Below are 21,640 nucleotides of genomic sequence, written 5' to 3' on the forward strand. Positions count from 1 at the left end.
CGAACGGGTTAAAATCGGTAACCCAAGGCCAGACCGATGTTTCTGCCCGGATTGGGGATCGAAAATGCCCGGAGAATCGACAGGTGGTCCACGTAGGAAACGTCAAATGCGTTGTTCACATTGAGCGCCGCAGATAATTTTCCCCCAGTGAAGGCAAATTCATGCTGGACCCCCGCGTTTACCAGCGTATAACCCGGTGTCCGTTGTTCGTTGAAGCCAAACCTGTTTTGTGCAGCGGTGTGCTGTACCGCCGCGAACAGCCGCGTGCCGGTGGAGAACCGGGGCTCATGGGCGATTTGAAACGTATAGTTATCAGCCGGAACGAAAGTAAGGTGCTCGTCGCTTTCCCGCAGATTTCCCCGCACCAGGGCGCCCTTGGCCGTGAGTTCCAACCGTTTGTCGAGCAATGGCCGGTAAGCAAGTTCCCATTCTGTACCGTACAGCACGGCGTCCTGTTGCTGGAAGGCCCAGATTTCCAGTCCGTCTTCCGGGCGGATGTTTCCGGTGGCTACAAAAAAGATGTAGTTCGACACGGCGTTGCTGTACACCGAGGCGCCGATGTCGACTGCCGGGGAGCTGAACGAATAGCTCAGGTCTGTCTGTATGCTTTGCTCCCGTTTGAAGTCGACACTTCCCATTTCAAACCGGTTGGTGCCCGGGTGTGGCCCATTGGAAAACAGTTCGGCAAGGTCGGGCGCCCGGAAACCGGTGGATAGATTGACCTTGAACTGGTGCTGGGCGGCCAGCATGTAACTCGCGCCGAGTGAACCCGAAAATCCCGAGAAATCGACGCTCAGCTTCCGGTCCGCGGGATCACCGGGAAGGGTAAAGCCATGGTCAACGAGGTGCTGTGCGCTGGCATCGGCGTTGACCTTCCGGTAATCAAAGCGCGCACCTCCCTGAAAATAGAAGTTTTTCCAATCGAAGCTGCCCAGGTAATAGACGCCTACGTCGGACGTGTTGGCGTCGGGAATGAGGACTTCTGCTGCAGCCACCTTATTGGAGGTCGATATGAAACCACCCTGCACGCCCAGCGTATGCGAAAGGTCGCGGTCGGGGTGCAACGTAATCCGGCCGGAATAAAACGTGTTGCGCTGCATCAGCCCGAGATCGAGCTGGTCAAACGATTCTTCTATTTCGTTGCGGTCGTTGTAATGGTGCGACAGGTGCAGGTACGTTTCGAAGTGCTCATGCTTGGTCTCCTGGTTGTAAGAGGCCAGGTAATCCCGGATTTGCTGGAAGGGGAGCTGCAAGCTGCGGTCGTTCCGGGTGGTCACCAGCGACTGTCCCTCTTCCAGTTCGTCGTCTTCGATGATACCCAGGTCCTGGCTATGGTACGTAAAGGAAAGTTTGTTTTTGAATCGGTCTTTGTCTACCCCCGCATGTGCACGCAGCGTATGGTTATTGAACCGGCTGTTGCCGATGAGCAATCCGTCGCCAGCCTTATAGTCGGCGTGGTTTTCATAAGCCGCGTCTACATTGAGGAAAAACCCGTTCTGAAAGCGGTTGCCGATCGACCCGAATGTGCGGGTGCCGTTCGAGTTGCTGTTGAATACCGAGCCGAGCGAGCCGCTTACCTTGCCGGAGGTGAGGTAGCTTTCGTCGTCCTTGACCATCAGCACACCGCCGAGCGCACCCGATCCGTATAAGATGGAAGCCGGCCCTTTGATGACATCGACGCTCCTTACCCCGGCATTATTCAGGCCCAGACCGTGGTCTTGGCCCCACTGGTGATTTTCCAGCTTATTGCCCTGGTAAAGGGTGACTACACGGGAGAACCCAAGGCCGCGTATGAACGGTTTGACGATTCCCGGCCCCATGCCAGCGCCGCTCACCCCGGGAATTTCCCGCAGAGCGCCGGCAATACCACCGGGATTGCCGCTTTTCGAAAGGCTTTGCATTTCGACACCGGAAACGGCATAAGGCGTGCGCCTGGTCAATCCGGTCTGACGATCAAGGACTACCTCATCAAGGGTTACACTCGATGGTTCCAGCCTGATGGACAAGTGGACGGAGTCATTTGCCGCCACTTGGAGGGCTTTGCTATAAGGGGCGTAGCCGAGGGCGTGCACGGCCACGGTGACGTTGCCCGCGGGTACGCTGAGCCGGAACCGGCCGGAGGGATCGGATTTGGTGGCGATGGAGGTGTTGGCTATCGAGATGGTCGCCGCCGCAACAACCTCGTCGTCTGAGGCCACCGTTCCATACACAACAGCAAGGCGCTCTTGAGCGAACGTGGTATGGAACAACACTAAATATAAGCAAGTAAAAATAGTAGGTTTCATGATGAATGGTTTCATGATTGAATCGTATGATCGAATTTTGTTTTCGTTGTAATTATTACCGATGACGCTATTACCGATGACGCGGATTACGCACCGACGTACCGCGTGCATGGTAGCTGCACGACGATATAAATGGTATCGATGACGCATCCTGAAATATATGATACGCTGCATGCCGATCGCACGCAGTTAACGGCACCACGGGATCTGCTTGGCAGCCGTGGCTTATAACATCGCCGGTGGACCGCGGAGATACGCGTACTGGAAAGGTTCGTGGGTGTAATAAATATGCTGCCCGACATTGAAGGGGATTACAAAATGCAGGGCAAGTGAGAAATCAAAGACAATGCAGGAAGGCTGGGTATAAGAACCCTGAAAAATCACATCCAGCAAATGGATCTCGGTTTCCGTATGGTGATGCTTGGTCGCATCGGAATCCTTTGATAAATTGTAGGGGTGGGCGTGGATAACGATCCGGCCGTCAGCCGTCTTATGCTTGTGCATAAAGACGGTTCCACTTGCGACAAGCAAACAGAACAATATAGCTTGAAACCAGGCGAGACTTGGACGGATCTTACTACTCCACATTCGTAATGACTAAACGCTTTTTTACGAAGACTGATCCACCTTAATCTGGATGCAGGGGGTGCATAATGAACACCCACAGCAAAGTTAAGCGAAAGAGTTTGATTAACCTAACAATTCGCTAAATTTTCTCGATAGTATTTGCGGGGAGTTATAGCAGCCGGTTGTTTTCGTCGGGAAATACCAACGTAGGCTCGTATTTTTTGGCTTCCTCAAAGTCCATGAGCGCATACGATATGATGATAATAATATCTCCTACCTGCACGAGGCGCGCCGCTGCGCCATTGAGGCAAATGGTGCCTGAGCCACGCTCGCCTTTGATGACATAGGTTTCAAAGCGTGCGCCGTTGTTGTTGTTGACGATTTGCACTTTTTCATTGGCAATAATATTTGCCGCATCCATCAAATCCTCGTCAATCGTGATGCTTCCCACATAGTTTAATTCCGCCTGCGTGACGCGCACGCGATGAATCTTGGATTTTAATACCTCGATAACCATGGTACAAAGATACGGAAAAATAATAGAACAGATCCGCCCTTTATTATCCGGCTAATTGCAGGTTGATACGCGCTCGATACCAAGAAGACACCGCTTATTACCTCCTTCGCCACGACCACAATAAACTACCTTGGTAAGTCTATAATGAATCCATAGAAAACATGAGTTTTATAGACTCATTATGGACTTACTATGGATTCATTATGGAGTTACCCCTTAGGAGATACGGATATGGTAGTGCGGGAGTACGGACCGCTTCCGAATAACCGATAGTGATTAAAGGCGACAGAACAGGAAAACTTCGGGAATGTGGTTGACTGTCTCAAAGCTGCGTTTTTTACTTCATCAGGTCAATAGTAGGATCGACAATTTCAGAAACCACCAGATTGTGCTATCTTTATCAATGGCATCAACACCGTTCAACCATGCGCTGGATATTGTTCACTTTCTTCTGTCTGCTATCTATCTGTAGGGTAGGAGGCCAATCTATCCGCCCTGATGGGGGGCAGTACAGCAATGTCCGCACGGCGGTTCCTTTCTTGCTCATTGCGCCGGATGCAAAGGCCGGGGCAATGGGTGACGTAGGAGTAGCCACCGAACCTGATCCCTACGCCATCCATTGGAATGCCGCCAAATATGCATTTGCGGAAGAAAGCGGTGGCGTGGCACTCTCTTTTACCCCATGGTTGCGTCAGTTAGCCGATGACATCAGCCTTTCTTACCTCAGTGGTTACGCGCGGCTGAACGAGCGGCAGACACTTGCCGCATCCTTTACGTACTTCTCGCTCGGCGAGGTGCGTTTTGCCGATGGGCAAGGCAACGAGTACCTCCAGTATCGCGCGTTTGAGGCAGCTTTAGACGCAGCCTACATACTGAAGCTCTCCGACTATATGGCATTGGCCACGACCTTCCGTTACATCTATTCCGGCATTGGTGCGGGCGATTACCTCACGGGGGAAGCCTTTCCGGGCAGAGCCATCGCGTTTGATGTCGGGTGGTACCGCAGACAGCCGGTGGCGCCGGATCGTATTAATGCAGACCTGGCTTTCGGCATCCAGCTGTCCAATCTTGGTACGCGGATGCAGTATGGATCCAACGACCATTTTCTGCCGATGAACCTGCGTATGGGCACAGCCTATACCCATCATCTGGACGGTAGCCGCGTTTCTGTCGCGCTTGACTTAAATAAATTGCTCGTTCCTACAGAACCGGAACGGGATGCACAGGGCAACATCATCAAAGGCAAGAATCCCGATCGTTCCATCACCGGGGCTGTGTTCGGTTCTTTTACAGACGCTCCCGGCGGGCTGCTGGAAGAACTGAGCGAAGTACGTATATCAACCGGATTGGAATGGTCGGTTGGCGAACAGTTTGCACTGCGGGGAGGGTATTACCATACCAGTCCGCGGAAGGACGATCTTCGCTACTTCACGGTAGGCATGGGGTTGCGATACGAGCGGCTGCGTTTCGACTTTTCTTATCTCATCTCCGCGCGGCAACAGAATCCACTGCGCAATACGTTGCGTTTCGGCTTGAGCTACGGCTGGTAAGCGATATTTATCCTGTCAATGCCTGATCACCACCTGCCGCTTCTCTACTTCGCCGTTGTGGTGGATGTGCACGAAGTAGGTGCCCGCGGCGAGTTGCCGGGTATCGAACGCTACCCTACCTTCCTTGCTCTCGCCCTGGCGGAGTTGCCGGCCGCCGCTGTCGTACAGGGTAACCCGGAATGCGGGCAGGGCTGATTTGTCCGGCAGGCCACTGCCTCCGGCTTTGCTGCCCAGGGCCACGGTGAGTGTCTCATTGGCGGGGTTGGGGAAGACTTTCCACACCGTTGTTCCACCATCCATTCCGGAACAATCCATGAACTCGATGTCGTCTTCTTGCCACGGTCCAGGGCCACAACTGATGCTGCCGATGGCCCGCACACGGATGTTGTACCAGCCCGGCACGGAAGGTACGTAGCTTAATGTGGTCAATTTGCTTGTGGTCGTTTGCGTAGAGACAACGGCCAGTGAGGGGTAGCTCCGGATCTGGATTTCATATTGCGTGTGCGGCGCGTCCGTTTTGATCAGAATACGGTTGTTGCCATGCGTGGTGCAGAGGTAGCTGACCCCGCCGTCATGCTGGCAGGTAAAATCCCCTTCTTCGATGGCGTTGCTATAGGCTATGCATTCGATATATGGGAAACCCACATAGATGTCGCGGGTCAGGACGGTGTTGCCACAGCTGGTGCCTAACGTCGCTGACAGGGTCACCCATCCCGAGTAGCTTCCCGAGCGCGTGACCGTACGGGAGTTGCCGCTGCCGGAGAGCGTGACAGCGCCGGCGGGTGAGGCGCTCCACGTCACCGTAGCCCCCGCAGGCAGGTTCGTGACCGTGTAGGTTTCCGAGGTGCAGAGCGTGGAGGGGCCGGTGATGGAGGGTAAGGCAGCCTGTACAGCTGCATGAGTATTTAGGCGGCCAAACCCGAGCTCATCACAGCGTCCACCTACATAGATATAACCACCTACTTTGTCTGCGGTAGAAGTAATAATATTTCTAATTTGCGCTGGAGTTAACCCTGGGTTAATTGACAACATCAAAGCAATCGTTGCCGAAACCATCGGTGCTGCAAATGAGGTTCCGTCTAAATCATCATACTGATTATTTAAAGTAGTTGTACGGATACCTTCTCCGGGAGCAGCAATAACCAAATTACTGCCAAAATTTGAAAATGTAGCCCTTTGGTCGTTTTGGTTCGTCGCTCCTACGGAAATTACATTACTATTTCGTGCGGGATAACTAACAGGCGCACCGAAGCCATTTCCTGCAGCACACACAACTACTACTCCATTATTGATTGCATGTTCTATCGCAGCATTAATTGCTGATGTTTCGCCGACTGTTGCACTTATTTGGATTATTCGTACTCCCTTATCAACAGCATGCAAAATAGCGTCATCCATAACAGATCCATCAGGGGCAGCTATTCCAATGCATAGGCCCAAAATTTTCACTCCATCATCGTTATTTCCACCCGCTATTCCCGCTATTCCCCTATTATTATTTGCCTTTGCTGAAATGATGCCGGAAACTTGAGTACCATGACCATTGTTTGTCCGAACATCGTTAGAGTTAAAACTGTAATTCCAGCCCTTCCAATTATCAATTAACCCGTCGGTATCATCATCAATTCCGTTCCCAGTATTCGGATTGTTTTGATTTGACCAAATATCCTCTCCGGGGTTCAGCCAAATATTCTGATATGTGTCGTGCCCAACCCCCAAATCTTCATGTTCCCAATCAACTCCAGAATCCAATACGCCAACTACTATACACGAACTACTGCCCATGGTATAATTCCAAACATTTCGAGCCTGTATACGATTTAGGTACCATTGGTTGGTCAATTGCGGGTCATTTGGTGTCACTTGGAAAGCATTATAAACCCCAAACGTATTAATGTCTATCGACTCAATGTTTGGATCCTCAGATATAGTGCGCAGCTGTGAGAAAAATTCAATATCTTTAGAAAGTTCTACATCAATATAGCCTAAAGAATTTTCCCTGACCTTTCTACCTATTTCAGCCGAAATGGTTTGCTGCAACCCATCTTTTAGCTTGACAGTAATAATCTTGTTGTTTACGATATTTCCGTATTCATCATGCCATTTATCATCCTTCTGTTCATATTGCCTACCTTGAAAATTGGTCACCATCTGGGAATAGCACGAAAAATAAATTCCAAATGCTGTAATAGCGATGAGTATACACTTTTTCATTGTGATTTTAGGTTTAAGTTCTATAAACGGTCTTGTATCACTACATCCAAATTTACGTCTGTTCCCTTAGGGATTTTACCAATAATCACCCCAAAACGAAACAGCCCTAAAGCGGTATAACCCCCATTTTTTATCACGACACGGTATGTGTAGGTTTTATCGTCCGAACGATACACCTCTTCACTAATCAATCCTCCTTGCACGTGGGAAATTTTCCTTTTGCCTATCAACAGTGTATGTTTGGTAAAGTCGATTGCCAACTCTTCCTTCAGCAATTCACATACATCGGGATTGTCATTGGCGACAAAGATGGATTGCTCTAATTCTTCCCGTGTATTTACCACAATAAAGCCGTCCGATAATTGTGTGTCCATAACAATTGCTGGGCAGTCATTTAATCGTTTTAAAGAGATGAAATCGATGGCCTCCTTGACCATTGGTTCTGTTTTTGTACAAGCCCATACGAACGATGAACAAAATAATAAACCTCTGGTTAACAACTTTACTGCGGTAGGGCGATTCTTTTTTTTTATCATTCTCATTTCATATCCGTTTTGGCTTGTAATACAAAGTGCTTGTCTAAAAACATCAGCCCTGAGGCGATGGAATAAGCCCGCTGTGAGTGAATATCCTGTTTACATTTCGTACCAATCAAAGGCAAATTGGTATAGGCGGGATTTTCAGGGATTTCACTTAGCGGGATGGTATCCGTATCGTTGCCAATGTCTTTCTTCTGGCATCCACCGAACAGCGGCAGGCAGAAAAACATGCCTGCCGTTAGCAGCTGGAATAGCGTGTTTTTAATCGAATTTCCCATATCGCTGCGTTTTGATGATATAAACCTAAAAAGCTACGGCTAAAAACGAAAGGCATCGGCAGGTAATTGATATCCAGCACTAAGTTAGTAACTTAATCCTGACAATCCAAAGGGCTGTCCCACCGGACAGTCAATGTCTACATTGCAGGGAGCCGATGCTCCGAATCCTGTAGAAAAGGTATTGATGTATCCATGTATCACTTTTGATATACTCAATTTTACCTGTTTCAATGCTTCTTTGTCACCCAACAATTCCAAAATTATCCCATCGCCAGGTAGCAGATCGGTCCAAAACTCTCCCTCTACATCGCTGTTGGATTCATCGATCGGCCCCATCACCGTTGTTCTGTTTCGGTCATAGATATACAGCGCAGCACCATTTGGAACACTTAATTGGTCAAAAATCAAATTAATGGAATATGCCCTAGGTGAGGATATTTTTAATTTCCATTTTGATTGGCCGCCTTCATCATACCATTCGCCATCTTCCAAACCAATCTTCATGTCATATGTCTTGCCAAACTGAAATGGTATTCCGACGGTAACACAAGCAGCAGCAAGGTAAAGGTTCTATTCATGGCTTTATCGTTTTAATTTTTAGGTCCTAATGAATCTCAAACGGAACATTGAAGTGTGCGTAAAGTTGGTCGAACTTGGCAAACTGTATAGCATGTTCAAATTTAACAACATATTTACCTTTGGGTAGACTGGAGTTGTCTAAATATTTTATGCTTCCCCAGGTTATTTTCGTTTCTTCCGCGTTTCCAAGCCAAGTAACTCTTATGACGGCCGGACTTGTTGAAAGTAAGGTGTTTCCCCATTTAAAATCAAAAATATACGGAGCATGTGTAGGGCCGACTAAGGTCAAATCCCCAGAGATATCCTTATATACGTTGAAAACCGGATAAACCGGCTTATCCATTTCATTTTGGTCATACCAAACAATGTCTTCCGAACTTCTGTTCACCATCCTGTACTCGAATACAATATCCTCCCCCTCACGGAAAGAGGTCGTGGGCTCCCCGGTGGCATTCAGTAGCTGGAACTGCACTTCGACCGGATGCTCCGGGATCACTTCTTTTTTGGAGCAACCGGCAACCGCTAATATGACAAGGGCTAATAGTATTCTTTTTGAGGTATCCATAACAACAATTTTGAACTAAACAACACGTTGGATTGGCTAAAAACGAAAGGTCTCGGCAGGTAATTGATATTCAGCACTAGGTTAGTAACTTAATCCTGACAATCCAAATGATAGCGGGCTTTTAAAGGAACGTATCTTAGCCCCCGAATGCTACAGCGGGCCAGCGGACGGCCATTCGTGGTCGAGGTCACAGCAGCATATTGTCAATCAGCCGCACGCCGTCCACCCAGGCGGCCACCAAGGCTACCAGACTCCGGCTGGATGCTGCTCCGGTTGCGTCCTCAAACGTGTCGGCATCGTAGATAGCGAAGTATTCCAGCCGGACGCCCGGGCTGGCTTCGAGCATGTCGATAGCGTTTTGGCGCAGCGTTTGGAGGTCCGTATGCACGGCGTCCGCTTTGGTTTGCAGCAAGGCCCGATAAAGTGCCAAGGCGTGCTCCCGCCCCTGGGGCGTCAGCCGCACGTTGCGCGAACTCATCGCCAGACCATCCGGCTCTCTGACTGTGGGGCATAGCTTCAATGCAACAGGAAGCGCCAGCTGGATAACCATGTATTCAATGATTTTATATTGCTGGAAATCTTTTTGGCCGAAACAGGCCACATCCGGCTGCACGGCATCGAACAGCTTTTTTACAATCTGTGTTACCCCTTGAAAATGTCCCGGACGGTGAAGCCCTTCAAGCACACTATCCAATCCGCCCAGCTCCATATGCCACTGTTCGCCCGGCTGATACATTTCGTCGACTTCAGGCTGGAAAAGCACATCGCAACGTACATCCTCCAGTAAGGCGATGTCTTTTTCGATGGGACGTGGATATTTCTCCAAATCTGCCGGGTCATTGAATTGTGTGGGGTTTACAAAGATGCTGCATACGACGACATCGGCCAGCGTCTTAGCATGATTGACAAGCGCGATATGGCCTTGGTGCAACGCACCCATCGTAGGGACAAATGCGATGCGCAACCGTTGGTTGCGATAGGGTTGCAGCTGCTGATGCAACGATTCCTTGGTCTTAACGATTTTCAACAGACGAACTTGTTTTTTGTTTGACAAAAATGATAAATTTTTAGGTAATCTCGTTTACGGATCGGGTAACTAATTGGTATATTGATAAAAAATGATTATCTTTGCAAACCGATTTTACTTTTCTAATAAAAATTAAAAACAATAAATTGGAGATGGCAAAAACGAAGATTCTGTTTGTTACCCACGAGATGTCGCCTTTCCTCGAACTAAGTAAAATTTCTGAAATCACCCGCCAGCTGCCTCAGGCCATGCAGGAAAAAGGTTATGAAATCCGTATACTGATGCCGCGCTTCGGGAACATCAACGAACGCCGAAACCGTTTACATGAAGTAATCAGGCTTTCAGGAATGAACATTGTTGTAGATAACAATGACAATCCGTTGATTATTAAAGTCGCTTCTATTCCAGCGGCGCGTATGCAGGTGTATTTCTTGGATAACGAGGAATATTTCCAGCGTAAGCATGTGTTTTGTGATGAGTGCGGTAAATTTTTCGAAGACAATAACGAGCGCACGGTGTTTTTCTGCAAAGGGGCTTTGGAGACGGTGAAGAAATTGGGATGGGCTCCGGATGTGGTGCATTGCCATGGATGGATGAGTGCGTTGATACCGGCGTATGTCAAGACCGCCTATAAAGACGATCCGACTTTCAAAGACGCCAAAGTAATTTATTCACTTTATAAGGAAGATTTTAACTTTTCCCTGGGTGAAAATTTTGCGGAAATAGCACGTACCGGCAATATGACTGCTGCGGATGTGGCGGCGTACGGTACCGGCGATTATGCAGGTTTGTATCAAGGGGCCCTGGCTTATTCCGACGCTGTGGTTCTGACGGGCGACGAGGTAGACGAGCAACTGTTAAATATTGTTAAAAAAAGCGAAATTCCGGCATTCGAAGTCGAAAGCAATGCAGAATTCGAAAATTATTGCAACCTTTACGAACAATTTTCAAGCGTTGAGCTTGAAACGGAATTGGAAGCGTAATTTTGGATTAATTTCTTGCAAATGGGCCTTCGTCACGGCTGTTGAAAATGTGCGATACACGTGGATGTTCCATTAGCTTTTAAACTAACAATATACAAATGAGATATCATACTAAGGACTTATTAACATTGTTGATAAGTCTTTTTGTTTTGGGAGGCTGTACAAACCCATCAGGTATTGGATTGGATGTAAATCCGGGCGATGAGATTGTGGGTACGTTGACGGATACCCTTACGCTGCACGCCGTGACTTTACGGGATGACAGTACCCGTTCGTCGTCATTCAATCAAACCGTTTTTGGCTGGTTTGACGATCCGGTAATCGGTAAGACCGTTGCCGATATGGCCTTGGCCATCGGAAGGCCGACCGCGGTTCCGCGGCTGCGCCCCGACGCAGAAATTGATTCGGTTATTTTGGTACTCCCGTATGGCACGGAGTACTTTGGCGATACGCTTAATCCGTTCTTTTCCCTGCAGGTGCGCCAATTGGATGAGGCTTACACCGATGGAAACTTCTCTTCTAAGCAATGGTCGGTGCGGGAAGCGGTGATTGGCTCCAAAACCATCAATCGTTTTGCCTACAAGCAAAGCGATAGCGTTAGCATCACTAAGCATATAGATGGCAAGGATTCATTGGTAAAGGAAATCCCGCAGCTGCGTTTGGCACTTTCGCCGGAATTTTTCAAGGAGCTGCTCAGTGAGTCGGTTGATTCGGCAACGCTTTCGACGGATGCCGGATTTAATAATCATGTAAAAGGCCTTTACCTGAGTGTCGATGATGCTGCCATGAACGGTGTTGGTGGCCTGGTGACCCTGCGGGGTATCGTCAACATGACAGGAATAGAATTGACTTATCGGCAACCGAACGGCAAAGAAGGCGATGACGCCGCCATCGACACGGTGCGTACATTCCTGCCCACGACGATACAGGATGGCTTCAGCGGGGCGACCTACCATCGGTTGTCTTCAAGCATCAAGCGGACGTATACGGCGGATGTACTGGCCCAGCTGGAAAACCCGGAAGGCAACTACGGACAGTTATATTTGCAGGCGCCCGCCGGACTTCGGGCGCGGTTGCGGATTCCGTATATCGATGCGCTGAAAGGACGTAATATTGCCGTAAATAAAGCTGAGCTGGTGCTCTATGTTGATTCGGATGCTTCCAACGGCGGGTTCGATCTTCACGCACCGCGGCTGACCCTGTACCGTGAAGACATTGCCGGGCAACGTCAACCCATTCCCGATGGCGATTCCCGCGCAAGCGGCAACAGCTTCACAGGCGATGGGCGTAGCCTTTGGTACCGCTATGGTAATTGGCGGGCGTTCGGCGGCCTGTTGGATACCGAAAAACAGCGCTACGTTTTCCACCTGACGTCATTTGTCCAGGACGTGCTTATGGGGAGGATAAACCGCAGCGAGTTCTTTATCGCCCCTGCGGGTATTACCGATAATATAATTCCCTATCATCCCACATTGAACAACGGCGGACGGGCGATTATCAGCAACCTTGACGACCCCAACGTGAAAATGAAATTGAATATCTATTATACGCAGATAGGGGATTAACATCCGGCTTCTGCTGTCCGATGAGAAAGCATCCGTGAAGTCGCGGATGCTTTCTCATTTATACCGATATCCAATTGAGTCGGAATTGCCGGATGCTTGCTTGCCAAGACTGTGTTGACGGTGCCCCGGTGCGGGGAAAAAGTAACGGTTGCGCTTGTTATAAACGCAACCGTTACTTTTATGCTGTTCGCTCTGTTCCTCGATTAGAAGATGCCCAATACCTTTTTCTTGTTGCCCTGGGATCGTGTCCGGTTGGCCGGGAAGCTCGGCTTCGTTTTGGTATAGACTTCCGGTGAGCCCACCAAAGTCATCGCGCAGCGGAAACCGGTCATGGCGTTGGACTCGTCTTGTTGCATAAAGCGTCTTGTTGCCGGATTCAGCCAATAAGCGCGGTCGTTCCAGGAGCCGCCTTTGTATACGCGGGATTTATCGTTTATCAACGAAGTGACGCCATAAAGTTCGTTATTTGTCTCGTCGGCATATCCGCGCATATCGTGGTCAAAGCCGGCCCGGGCCGAATCCGCGGATGCGGCCTGCAATTCTTCCCAGGTCTGTTTCCTCGGGGCCTTGGCCGGTACGCGGATGGGCCGTCCATATTTGTCCTTTGCAATAATGCCTTTCTCGGCGTCCTCGTATTGTTTATCTAAGTATACATTGCCACGGAACGGATTGAAGTCTTCAAAATCCTCAAACGAGAGTTGCCTGTAGACATCGCTTACCCACTCGTTGACATTGCCTGCCATGTTATACAGGCCGTAATCGTTGGGAAGGTAACTTGTCACCGGTACGGTGATGTCACCTGCGTCGTTGAGGTAGCCAGCCACGCCCATGTTATCCCCGCTGGTGGGCTTGAAGTTGGCCATCATCAGGCCCTGCGTGCGTCTCTTGCCTGAGCGAACACCTAATCCATCCCAGGGATATACCCGGCCGGTTTCAATGTTGCCGAACTCGGTATTGCCTACCAACCCGAGTGCTGCATATTCCCATTCCGCCTCAGTTGGCAAACGGTAAGGTTGCTTAAGTATACCGTCTTCCATCCGTACCGGGCGGCGCGATCCGTCCTCGGCGCCCGGCCGGTTATCGCGCGGCATCCGTTCGCCGTCAATTCCTTCACCTTGGTATTGCCCGTTGAGGTAAATGTCCGTGTTGAAGGGCTCATTTGGGCGCGATTGCGATTCCGCCAAAGTCCGATAATCTACCAAAGCCCCGCGTTGGCGGAGAATGTGTTCGTTTACCCGATCGGTGCGCCATACGCAATAGGCATTGGCTTGTTCCCAAGTAACACCCACCACCGGATAATCTTGGTACGCCGGGTGCCGCAAATAAAGGTCGACATACGGTTCGTTATACGAAAGTGGCTGACGCCATACCAACGTGTCTGGAAGAGCATTGTAATAGAGTTCTTTATCCTCCGGAAAGTTCTGGTTGAGCCAATGCAGATATTCCAGCCAGTCGGCATTGGAAACTTCGGTTTCATCCATGTAGAATGAAGCCACCGTTACCCGGCGTTTGAGGTTGTCATGGGCATAGGTGATGTCCTCATTGAGGCTGCCTCCCATGACGAAGGTCCCGCCCTCAATGACCACTAAGCCGGGGCCGGGCCCTTCCTTTACCTTTCTGTTGATTTGCAATCCGCCGTTATAAGGGTCATTATAGGCTACTCCGGTTTTCGAGGATACACCGCTTCGGTTTTTACAGGAACTCAATAGCGAGCCACAGCAGAGTAATGTGAGGAAATAAGTGAAATAAGTGGTTGTCGTTTTCATTCGGTACATCAGAAAGACACATTTCTTTACCAAGAACCAAAAATAGGATAAAATATTGAAGTTGCTGCAATTGAAATAAAATTACTTCGGGTTCGGGGATAATAGGGCCAGCGTTTTGAGATTGTGCGGGCATTTGGTTATGTTTGGCTGGTAACCGGAGGTCTGATAGCGGTGATCTGCGGCTGTATGGACTTTATAAAATAACGATATGAAGATAAAAGTAGGATTCGGGTTTGATGTGCACCAGCTTAAAGCGGGGCATCCTTTTGTTTTGGGGGGCGTGCAGGTGCAGCACCACGCCGGGGCATTCGGGCATTCCGATGCGGACGTATTGGTTCATGCCATATGCGACGCATTGCTGGGTGCCGCGAATTTAGGCGATATCGGCCATCATTTTCCCAACACGGATGAGCGCTGGAGGGGTATCAGCAGCCTCATTTTATTGGAGGAGTGTGTCAGGCTGTTAGGCGAGCGTGGGTGGGCGTTGGGCAACATTGATGCGATGTTGTGCCTGGAAGCGCCGAAGATTAAGCCGTATATTCCTGAGATGAAACAAAAAGTTGCGATCGCGGCGGGTATCGATCCGGATGACATATCCATTAAGGCAACGACCAACGAAACGATGGGGTTTGTGGGAAGGCAGGAAGGGGTTGTCGCGTATGCGGTGTGCTTGATCGAGCGGCAATAGGTCGGACTCGGTGTGAAAAGGGTGATATTTTGGCGATTTGAACGTAACTTGATAGTTACCCCCGTGTTTTTTGTCAAGAAAACACGCATATTTGGCATGAAGATGTCGTTGGTTTGGCGGTTAAAACAGCTTGCATTCAACGGAAATCTTCGAAAAGTAGGATTTAATCACCCTTTTACTAACGAAAGTTAATTTACTTACACATGAAAAGAAAATTTACGCCACGTGGGGCTGCCTTCGCATTGTTTTTACTGCCGTTTTGCTCGGCCGCCATTGCGCAGGACAACTTGACTTATCAGGCGCCACCCGAAAGCATCCGTGCACTGGTGGATGCGCCCACTACACCGTCGGTGCTTTTTACCAAAAGTAGGGACAAGATGCTTTTGCTCGAACGGCCGGACTTCCCGACGATTGCAGACATCGCTCAGCCCGTATTGGGGCTTGCGGGCATACGGCTCAATCCGGCCAATAATGCTGCAGGAGGGACTGGTTTTACGGCCATTATGGTAAAAGATGTAAAGAGCGGTCAGGAAAGTACGGTCACCGGTTTACCGGCGGAAGCCCGTATCGGCAATGTGGCGATTAGCCCGGATGAGAAATGGGTGGCCTTCAGCAATAGTACAAAGACAGGCGTGGAGCTTTGGATAGCGGATATGCAACAGTTGACGGCAAAGAAACTGACCGACGTGGCGCTCAACGATGCCTTCGGCGCTACGCTCGTGTGGACACCCCGTGGTACGCATATCCTGGCCAAGTTTATTCCGGAGGGGCGGGGTGCCGCACCAAAGGCAAGTGATGTGCCCACCGGACCTGTCGTGCAGGAAAGCTTGGGCAAAACCGCGCCTTCGCGGACGTATCAGAATTTGCTGGAGAATCCGCATGACGAGGCGCTGTTTGATTACTACATGACCGCGCAATTGGGGCTGGTGGATTTGCAGGGCAACATCACGAAACTTGGCACGCCGGGTATCTACCGTTCATTAAACTATTCGCCTGACGGGAATTACTTACTGGTGCAACAGGTAAAACGCCCTTATTCTTATCTTGTGCCGGTATTTTCCTTCCCGTACCATGTGCTTGTTTGGGACAGCAAGGGCAATGAAATAAAGAAATTGCATGAGGCCCCTTTGGCAGACAACGTCCCTATTGGTTTCGACAACGTGACGCCCGGCCCGCGGGCGTATAGCTGGCGTCCGGACAAAGCGGCTACCTTGTATTGGGTGGAAGCATTGGATGGTGGCCTGGCCCGCAAAAAAGCGGATAAGCGCGATGCGGTATACCAACTGGAAGCGCCCTTTGCCGGCCAACCAACCACTTTGATCACGACCTCGTTGCGGTTTGGCGGCATCACCTGGGCGGACAACGGTTATGCGGTATTGAGCGAACGTTGGCGGCAATCGCGCAGCGAAAAGATGACGTTGTTTGACTCCAATAGTGGCGACACGATAAAGACCATCGCGGACCGCTCGTCGGAGGATACCTATACGGACCCGGGACGGTTCGTGTACACGCCCAATGCCTATGACCGCTCGGTGTTGTTGCTGGATAAAGGCAAGCAACCGACGGTATTTACGATCTCAGAAGGCGCTTCCCCCGAGGGCGATCGTCCATTTTTGATGCGATGGAATCTGATCTCCGGAAAGACGGATACGCTGTTTCGGTCGCAGGCGCCTTATTATGAGTCGCCGCTGTATTTCGATAATACGGGCACACTCATCGTTTCACGGGAGTCGGTGGAGGAACCGCCGAATTATTACACCGTCAATCTCAAAAACCGTTCGATGACACCGCTCACTGCATTCCCACACCCATATCCGTCACTCAAAGGCGTGCAGAAGCAGCAATTGTCATATCCCCGAAACGACGGGTTGACGCTTACCGGTACGCTGTATTTGCCAAAAGATTACAAGAAGGAGGATGGTCCCCTTCCTATGCTGATGTGGGCATACCCAAGGGAGTTTAAGACGGCCGCCGCGGCAAGCCAGGTTAAGGGGTCGCCATACCGTTTCACCCGCATAGCATGGGGTTCGCCGATTTACTGGGTTACCAGAGGCTATGCCGTGCTTGACAATGCGGATATGCCCATTGTCGGCGAAGGCGATGAAGAACCCAATGACACCTTTGTGCCACAGGTACAGGCAAATGCCAAAGCGGCGATAGATTACGTCACCTCGCTGGGTGTCGCTGATCCGAAACGGATAGGCGTGGGCGGGCATTCGTACGGTGCGTTCATGACAGCCAATCTGCTCGCACATACCGATTTGTTTGCCGCGGGAATTGCCAGAAGCGGCGCATACAACCGTACACTGACACCATTTGGCTTCCAAGCTGAGCCCCGCACATACTGGGAAGCTCCGGAGGTATACTACCAAATGTCGCCATTCAGCTTTGCTGACAAAATCAAAACGCCGATTTTACTTATTCACGGCATGGATGACGACAATTCAGGGACTTTTCCCATCAATAGTGAGCGTCTCTACGCCGCTATTAAGGGACATGGTGGTACCGTTCGCTTGGTCTTTTTGCCCAAGGAACTGCATGGCTACCGCGCAAAAGAATCCGTATTCCATACCTTGTGGGAAATGGATCAATGGTTGGAAAAATATGTCAAAAATAAGGCCGACTAATCCGTGGAAGACGCCATGTCGTCTTGCCATTCGATGATCAGTTCTTCTTTATAGGAAAATTTCAGCAGGTGTCTCACAAGGACACCTTTTATTTTTTCAATGTCTTCAGCCTTTGACGCAGTAATGTCAAAAACGAGCTGGTCGGGCTTAGCTATCATTTCGCATGTCCCGAAGGGGAAAATCGCCCGGCCTGTCGTTGGCGTGTACGTTGCTTCGATTTTGTGCCGGAAGTGGCGGCATAGTTTACCGATATAACTGCTGGCAGCTTGTGTTTGTATGATACTGATGGATTTTTTCATCGTGTATTTTTTTTTGTGGCTGGTTCATCGCCGAGCCGGTGTACGAGCTGTTTCGGGCGACAGCCATAATATTTTAAAAATGCATTGGAAAAGTGCGCGATATCCCGATAACCGACCTGATAGGCAACTTCACCGATGGTATGGTTTCCGTCTTTAAGGAGCGAAAGGGCCAGCCGCATCTTCTTGTGGATGACATATTGGTGGACGGTTTGCTGGTAATAGGCTTTGAATCCCACTTTGAGCTTGTACTCATTCAGCATGACGGCTTTTGCCAAGGTGGGGATAAGGGGCGGGTTGGCAAATTGGTCATCCAGAATGCGTTTTGCTTCGGCGAGTTTAGAGACATCGGCAGCCTGCAACGGCAGGTTACCCGTGCCCGGCGGTTCCTGATAAAGAAACTGCTCAAGCTGGACCACCAGTATTTCTTTTATCTTCGTCTCCAAGAACAACCGCGGTAACCGGCCTTGTTTATTCGCCGCTACGATTTCAGATAGCACGCATTTCACATCGGGCGTTACCTTCAGAGGCCCCGGCGAAAAATAGGCGTGCTCTTTTTTTTGCATCTTATTGACAAAATCCTTGTGCAATGTCGACTCCTTACTGATCAGATTAAAATAGAAACTTTCCGAAAGGATAATGCAAACATAATGAATTTGCTGGCCCGCTGGCATGAGAAAGCGTCCATGGAAGTAAGGCGTATACGATATGGTGTGGCTGGTCAAGGTTGCCGGATGGAGGGGGACAAGTTTATCCACCTCGTACGCAATCGATCCGCTTAAACCGAAGTTAAGCATGATATTGCTTCCGTCGATCCGAAACAGATCTTCGGTGTCCTCGCGAAAGCTCATGCGGCAATTAGCGATGATAAGGCCCGAGGTGGTCAGGTAGTGTGCTTCCATATACCTGATGGCGGGGTGGTCAATCGTGTTGACCCCTTCATCCAACGCGCTGTCGGGCATGTAATCATCCCCAACTTCCAAGTTGTATATCCAACCTGGTATGCTTGTTATGCGTGACGTTAACTTCATTTTCGCGTTGCTGCTTCGATAACTGGCACCATAGCCGGCCAATTTTTTTGCAAATAATAATACCAATGGCGCAAGTACTATGGCGCTACGGCTTCTATTTTTGCAGCAAAAATATTTATAATTAGTCTAAATAGTAAATGATTGTTGGAAATTTTTACGTAAACCGTCTGGTGCTGCTGGTATTGATAAGTGGGTTGATGTGGAGCTTTGTCCCGTTTTCCGTTCGTGCTCAGCATACTTCCGTCCGGTTGCACGGCATGGTAACGACAGAAGAAGGAGCCCCTTTGCAGGACGCCTCTGTATATATCGAAGGCAGTTCGTTTTCGGCCGTAACCGATGCCGGCGGTGTATTTCAATTGCAGGTGCCGGGAGGTCGGCACCGGATAGTATGCACGCTCGTGGGCTACAGGCAGCAGGCGGTCAGCCTGGCTATTCAGGTAGGTGGAGACCATAAGCTCGATTTTGTGATGGTAAAAGATGGCAACTATCACTTGCAGGAAGTGGAGGTGGTCGGTAAATCAGCCATTGCCGAGGTGCGTGAATCCCCGTTCAATGTGGTAGCACTTGATGCAAAATCACTTTACAATTCGACCCTGGACCTGGGCCACATGCTGGATAGGGCGTCCGGTGTGAAAATCCGGGAAACCGGTGGTATGGGTTCGAGCATGTCCATTTCGTTGAATGGCTTTACGGGCAGGCACATCAAGCTATTTATGGACGGTGTGCCGATGGACGGGTTCGGTTCTGCCTTTCAACTCAACAACATCCCGGTAAACGTTGCCGACCGCATTGAAGTGTACAAAGGTGTGGTGCCCATAGAATTCGGAGCGGATGCAATGGGTGGGGTCATCAACATTGTGACCAACCAACGTGCAAATACGTATCTTGATGCTTCTTATTCCTATGGTTCATTCAACACGCACAAGACCAATATAAGTGTAGGCCATACGACGAAAGGCGGTTTCACGTTTCAGCTCAATGCATTCCAGAACTATTCAGACAATGATTATAAGGTACGCACGAGCGTACTGGATGTACAAACCGGCAACTTTTCGTGGGAGGAATACTGGGTGCGGCGCTTCAATGATGCCTACCATAATGAAACGGTCATGGCCAAGGTCGGCTTCGTCAATAAACCGTGGGCCGATCGCCTGCTGTTTGGCATTACGCTGGGCCGGGAGAAGGCGGAAATCCAGCATTCCAATCTGATGAAGATCGTTTTTGGTATGCGCGAACGGAGCGGCACCACGGTGCTGCCATCGCTGTCCTATGAGAAAAAGAACCTCTTCATAGCTAATTTGCATGTACGTGTGACCGCCAACTACAACCGGAACTATAACCATAACATCGATACCGCTGCCCGCCAATACAACTGGTTTGGTGAATACCGCCCTACGCGATATCTTGGCGAATCAAGCTACACGCTGGGTAAATTTTATAACGATAACGCGTCAACCACGGCCAATGTGACCTACCGGTTCAATGAAAGGCACGCATTGGCATTCAATAACGTCATTACCGGTTATGAACGTAAAAATGCCGATCGCGTAGCCGCCACCGATATCTATTCGTCGATCGACACGATGCGGCGCGCCAACATAAAAAACGTACTGGGCGCTTCGTACCGCTACCAGCACAATAAAAACTGGAATACCAACCTCTTTGGCAAATATTACTACCAGCGCGTGACAGGGCCCATCGACACCTCGCAGGTTGCGGGTAGCACCGCTTATAGCGAACGCACAGAATCGTTCAGCACCACCGGTTACGGGCTGGCTTCTACGTACTTCTTTCGGGATTTCCAACTTAAGGCTTCCATTGAAAAGGCTTTCCGGTTGCCCACGGACAACGAATTGTTTGGCGATGAGGTGCTGGAGACGGGCAATACATCGTTGCGTGCGGAGCATTCCATCAATTATAATGTGGGCGCTACCTGGAATAGCACGCTGCAAAATGATCATTCGGTGTACGTGGATGTCAACGGCTATTACCGCGATATCAAGGATTATATCCAACGGCTGGTCGAGCAACGCTATGGCACGGCTGGATACAGCAACCATGGTAAAGTACGAAACATCGGTGTGGATGCAGAATTGCGCTATTATTACAAAAACCGTTTCATGGCTGGCGGTAATGTGACTTATCAGGATATGCGGAATAAAGAGCGCTATGTATCATCGACGGGCGATCGCCTGAGCGTGACCTACAACAACCGCATGCGCAACGTCCCTTATTTTTTTGGCAATGCCGATGCGGCTTACTATATACACGATTTATGGGGTGCAGGCAATGTATTGAGTCTGGGCTATACCTTCAACTTCGTGGGTGAGTTTTTCCTGGATTGGGAAAGTTTGGGCAATCAAAACACCAAAGCTACGCTACCCCGGCAAGTATACCACGATTTCAGCATGTCGTACATGCTGAAAAACGGGCGATACAACATCGCCTTCGAAGCACGCAATTTTACCGACGCAATGCTGTACGACAATTTCAGCCTGCAAAAACCGGGAAGGAGCTTCTCACTCAAACTACGCTATTTCTTAATCAAACGAAATGGATAAAC

Annotated in this window: 18 protein-coding genes; 6 read left to right on the forward strand and 12 right to left on the reverse strand. The window is 49.8% G+C overall.

The features are described from left to right. Positions 1–8: 8 nt before the first annotated feature. From JHJ32_RS09145 to panD, 3 genes are all read right to left on the reverse strand, one after another. Positions 9–2,300, reverse strand: coding sequence for a TonB-dependent receptor (locus tag JHJ32_RS09145; RefSeq protein ID WP_200120785.1), 2,292 nt, complete (start codon positions 2,298–2,300; stop codon positions 9–11). 210 nt (positions 2,301–2,510) lie between these two features. Then, on the reverse strand, positions 2,511–2,789 hold the full coding sequence (locus tag JHJ32_RS09150) for a hypothetical protein (RefSeq protein ID WP_079715269.1): 279 nt from the start codon (positions 2,787–2,789) through the stop codon (positions 2,511–2,513). 232 nt (positions 2,790–3,021) lie between these two features. Then, the gene (gene panD, locus JHJ32_RS09155; protein WP_079715270.1) at positions 3,022–3,369 is read right to left on the reverse strand and encodes an aspartate 1-decarboxylase; all 348 of its coding nucleotides are present in this window, start codon (positions 3,367–3,369) and stop codon (positions 3,022–3,024) included. 425 nt (positions 3,370–3,794) lie between these two features. Between panD and porV the strand changes: the two genes are divergently transcribed. Beyond that, on the forward strand, positions 3,795–4,919 hold the full coding sequence (porV, locus tag JHJ32_RS09160) for a type IX secretion system outer membrane channel protein PorV (RefSeq protein WP_200120786.1): 1,125 nt from the start codon (positions 3,795–3,797) through the stop codon (positions 4,917–4,919). A gap of 15 nt (positions 4,920–4,934) precedes the next feature. On the opposite strand, the gene JHJ32_RS09165 is transcribed toward porV, so the two are convergent. From JHJ32_RS09165 to panC, 6 genes are all read right to left on the reverse strand, one after another. After that, the gene (locus JHJ32_RS09165) at positions 4,935–7,133 is read right to left on the reverse strand and encodes a S8 family serine peptidase (protein ID WP_200120787.1); all 2,199 of its coding nucleotides are present in this window, start codon (positions 7,131–7,133) and stop codon (positions 4,935–4,937) included. Between the two features lie 20 nt (positions 7,134–7,153). Further along, positions 7,154–7,675: a hypothetical protein gene (locus tag JHJ32_RS09170; RefSeq protein WP_200120788.1), complete on the reverse strand. Its 522-nt coding sequence runs from the start codon at positions 7,673–7,675 to the stop codon at positions 7,154–7,156. Beyond that, positions 7,672–7,950 (reverse strand): hypothetical protein, encoded by a 279-nt coding sequence (locus JHJ32_RS09175; RefSeq protein ID WP_200120789.1) that lies wholly within the window; start codon positions 7,948–7,950, stop codon positions 7,672–7,674. The genes JHJ32_RS09170 and JHJ32_RS09175 overlap by 4 nt, the downstream gene beginning before the upstream one ends. Positions 7,951–8,034: 84 nt before the next feature. Continuing rightward, positions 8,035–8,454, reverse strand: a complete 420-nt coding sequence (locus tag JHJ32_RS09180) for a hypothetical protein (RefSeq protein WP_200120790.1) — start codon at positions 8,452–8,454, stop codon at positions 8,035–8,037. Positions 8,455–8,554: 100 nt separating this feature from the next. Then, positions 8,555–9,094 carry a hypothetical protein gene (locus JHJ32_RS09185; protein ID WP_200120791.1) on the reverse strand — a complete coding sequence of 180 codons (540 nt, stop codon included), beginning with the start codon at positions 9,092–9,094 and terminating at the stop codon, positions 8,555–8,557. Positions 9,095–9,281: 187 nt separating this feature from the next. After that, complete coding sequence (gene panC / locus JHJ32_RS09190) at positions 9,282–10,121, reverse strand: pantoate--beta-alanine ligase (RefSeq protein ID WP_200120792.1); 840 nt, start codon at positions 10,119–10,121, stop codon at positions 9,282–9,284. Between the two features lie 152 nt (positions 10,122–10,273). On the opposite strand from panC, the gene JHJ32_RS09195 reads away from it, so the two are divergent. Both JHJ32_RS09195 and JHJ32_RS09200 read left to right on the forward strand, forming a co-directional pair. Continuing rightward, on the forward strand, positions 10,274–11,104 hold the full coding sequence (locus JHJ32_RS09195) for a glycogen/starch synthase (RefSeq protein WP_200120793.1): 831 nt from the start codon (positions 10,274–10,276) through the stop codon (positions 11,102–11,104). A 98-nt stretch (positions 11,105–11,202) separates the two neighbouring features. Further along, positions 11,203–12,669, forward strand: a complete 1,467-nt coding sequence (locus JHJ32_RS09200; protein WP_200120794.1) for a DUF4270 domain-containing protein — start codon at positions 11,203–11,205, stop codon at positions 12,667–12,669. Between the two features lie 203 nt (positions 12,670–12,872). Here JHJ32_RS09200 and JHJ32_RS09205 read toward each other — a convergent pair whose 3' ends face one another. Next, positions 12,873–14,435 (reverse strand): SUMF1/EgtB/PvdO family nonheme iron enzyme, encoded by a 1,563-nt coding sequence (locus tag JHJ32_RS09205; RefSeq protein ID WP_079715409.1) that lies wholly within the window; start codon positions 14,433–14,435, stop codon positions 12,873–12,875. A 208-nt stretch (positions 14,436–14,643) separates the two neighbouring features. Between JHJ32_RS09205 and ispF the strand changes: the two genes are divergently transcribed. Together ispF and JHJ32_RS09215 are read left to right on the forward strand one after the other, a co-directional pair. Next, positions 14,644–15,123 (forward strand): 2-C-methyl-D-erythritol 2,4-cyclodiphosphate synthase, encoded by a 480-nt coding sequence (gene ispF / locus JHJ32_RS09210; protein WP_200120795.1) that lies wholly within the window; start codon positions 14,644–14,646, stop codon positions 15,121–15,123. 203 nt (positions 15,124–15,326) lie between these two features. After that, positions 15,327–17,750, forward strand: a complete 2,424-nt coding sequence (locus JHJ32_RS09215) for a prolyl oligopeptidase family serine peptidase (RefSeq protein WP_200120796.1) — start codon at positions 15,327–15,329, stop codon at positions 17,748–17,750. Here JHJ32_RS09215 and JHJ32_RS09220 read toward each other — a convergent pair. Both JHJ32_RS09220 and JHJ32_RS09225 read right to left on the reverse strand, forming a co-directional pair. Beyond that, a complete protein-coding gene (locus tag JHJ32_RS09220) occupies positions 17,747–18,049 on the reverse strand; it encodes a DUF2218 domain-containing protein (RefSeq protein WP_200120797.1) in 303 nt (100 codons plus the stop codon). The two genes, JHJ32_RS09215 and JHJ32_RS09220, sit on opposite strands and share 4 nt — an antisense overlap. Further along, the gene (locus tag JHJ32_RS09225) at positions 18,046–19,077 is read right to left on the reverse strand and encodes an AraC family transcriptional regulator (RefSeq protein ID WP_139378491.1); all 1,032 of its coding nucleotides are present in this window, start codon (positions 19,075–19,077) and stop codon (positions 18,046–18,048) included. Before JHJ32_RS09225 ends, JHJ32_RS09220 begins: the two co-directional genes overlap by 4 nt. A gap of 137 nt (positions 19,078–19,214) precedes the next feature. On the opposite strand from JHJ32_RS09225, the gene JHJ32_RS09230 reads away from it, so the two are divergent. After that, entirely contained in the window at positions 19,215–21,638 is a 2,424-nt protein-coding gene (locus JHJ32_RS09230) for a TonB-dependent receptor domain-containing protein (protein WP_200120798.1), read from the forward strand. Positions 21,639–21,640 lie beyond the last annotated feature (2 nt).

It is taken from the genome of Parapedobacter sp. ISTM3, from assembly GCF_016533505.1.
GTDB classification, from domain to species: Bacteria; Bacteroidota; Bacteroidia; order Sphingobacteriales; family Sphingobacteriaceae; genus Parapedobacter; species Parapedobacter luteus.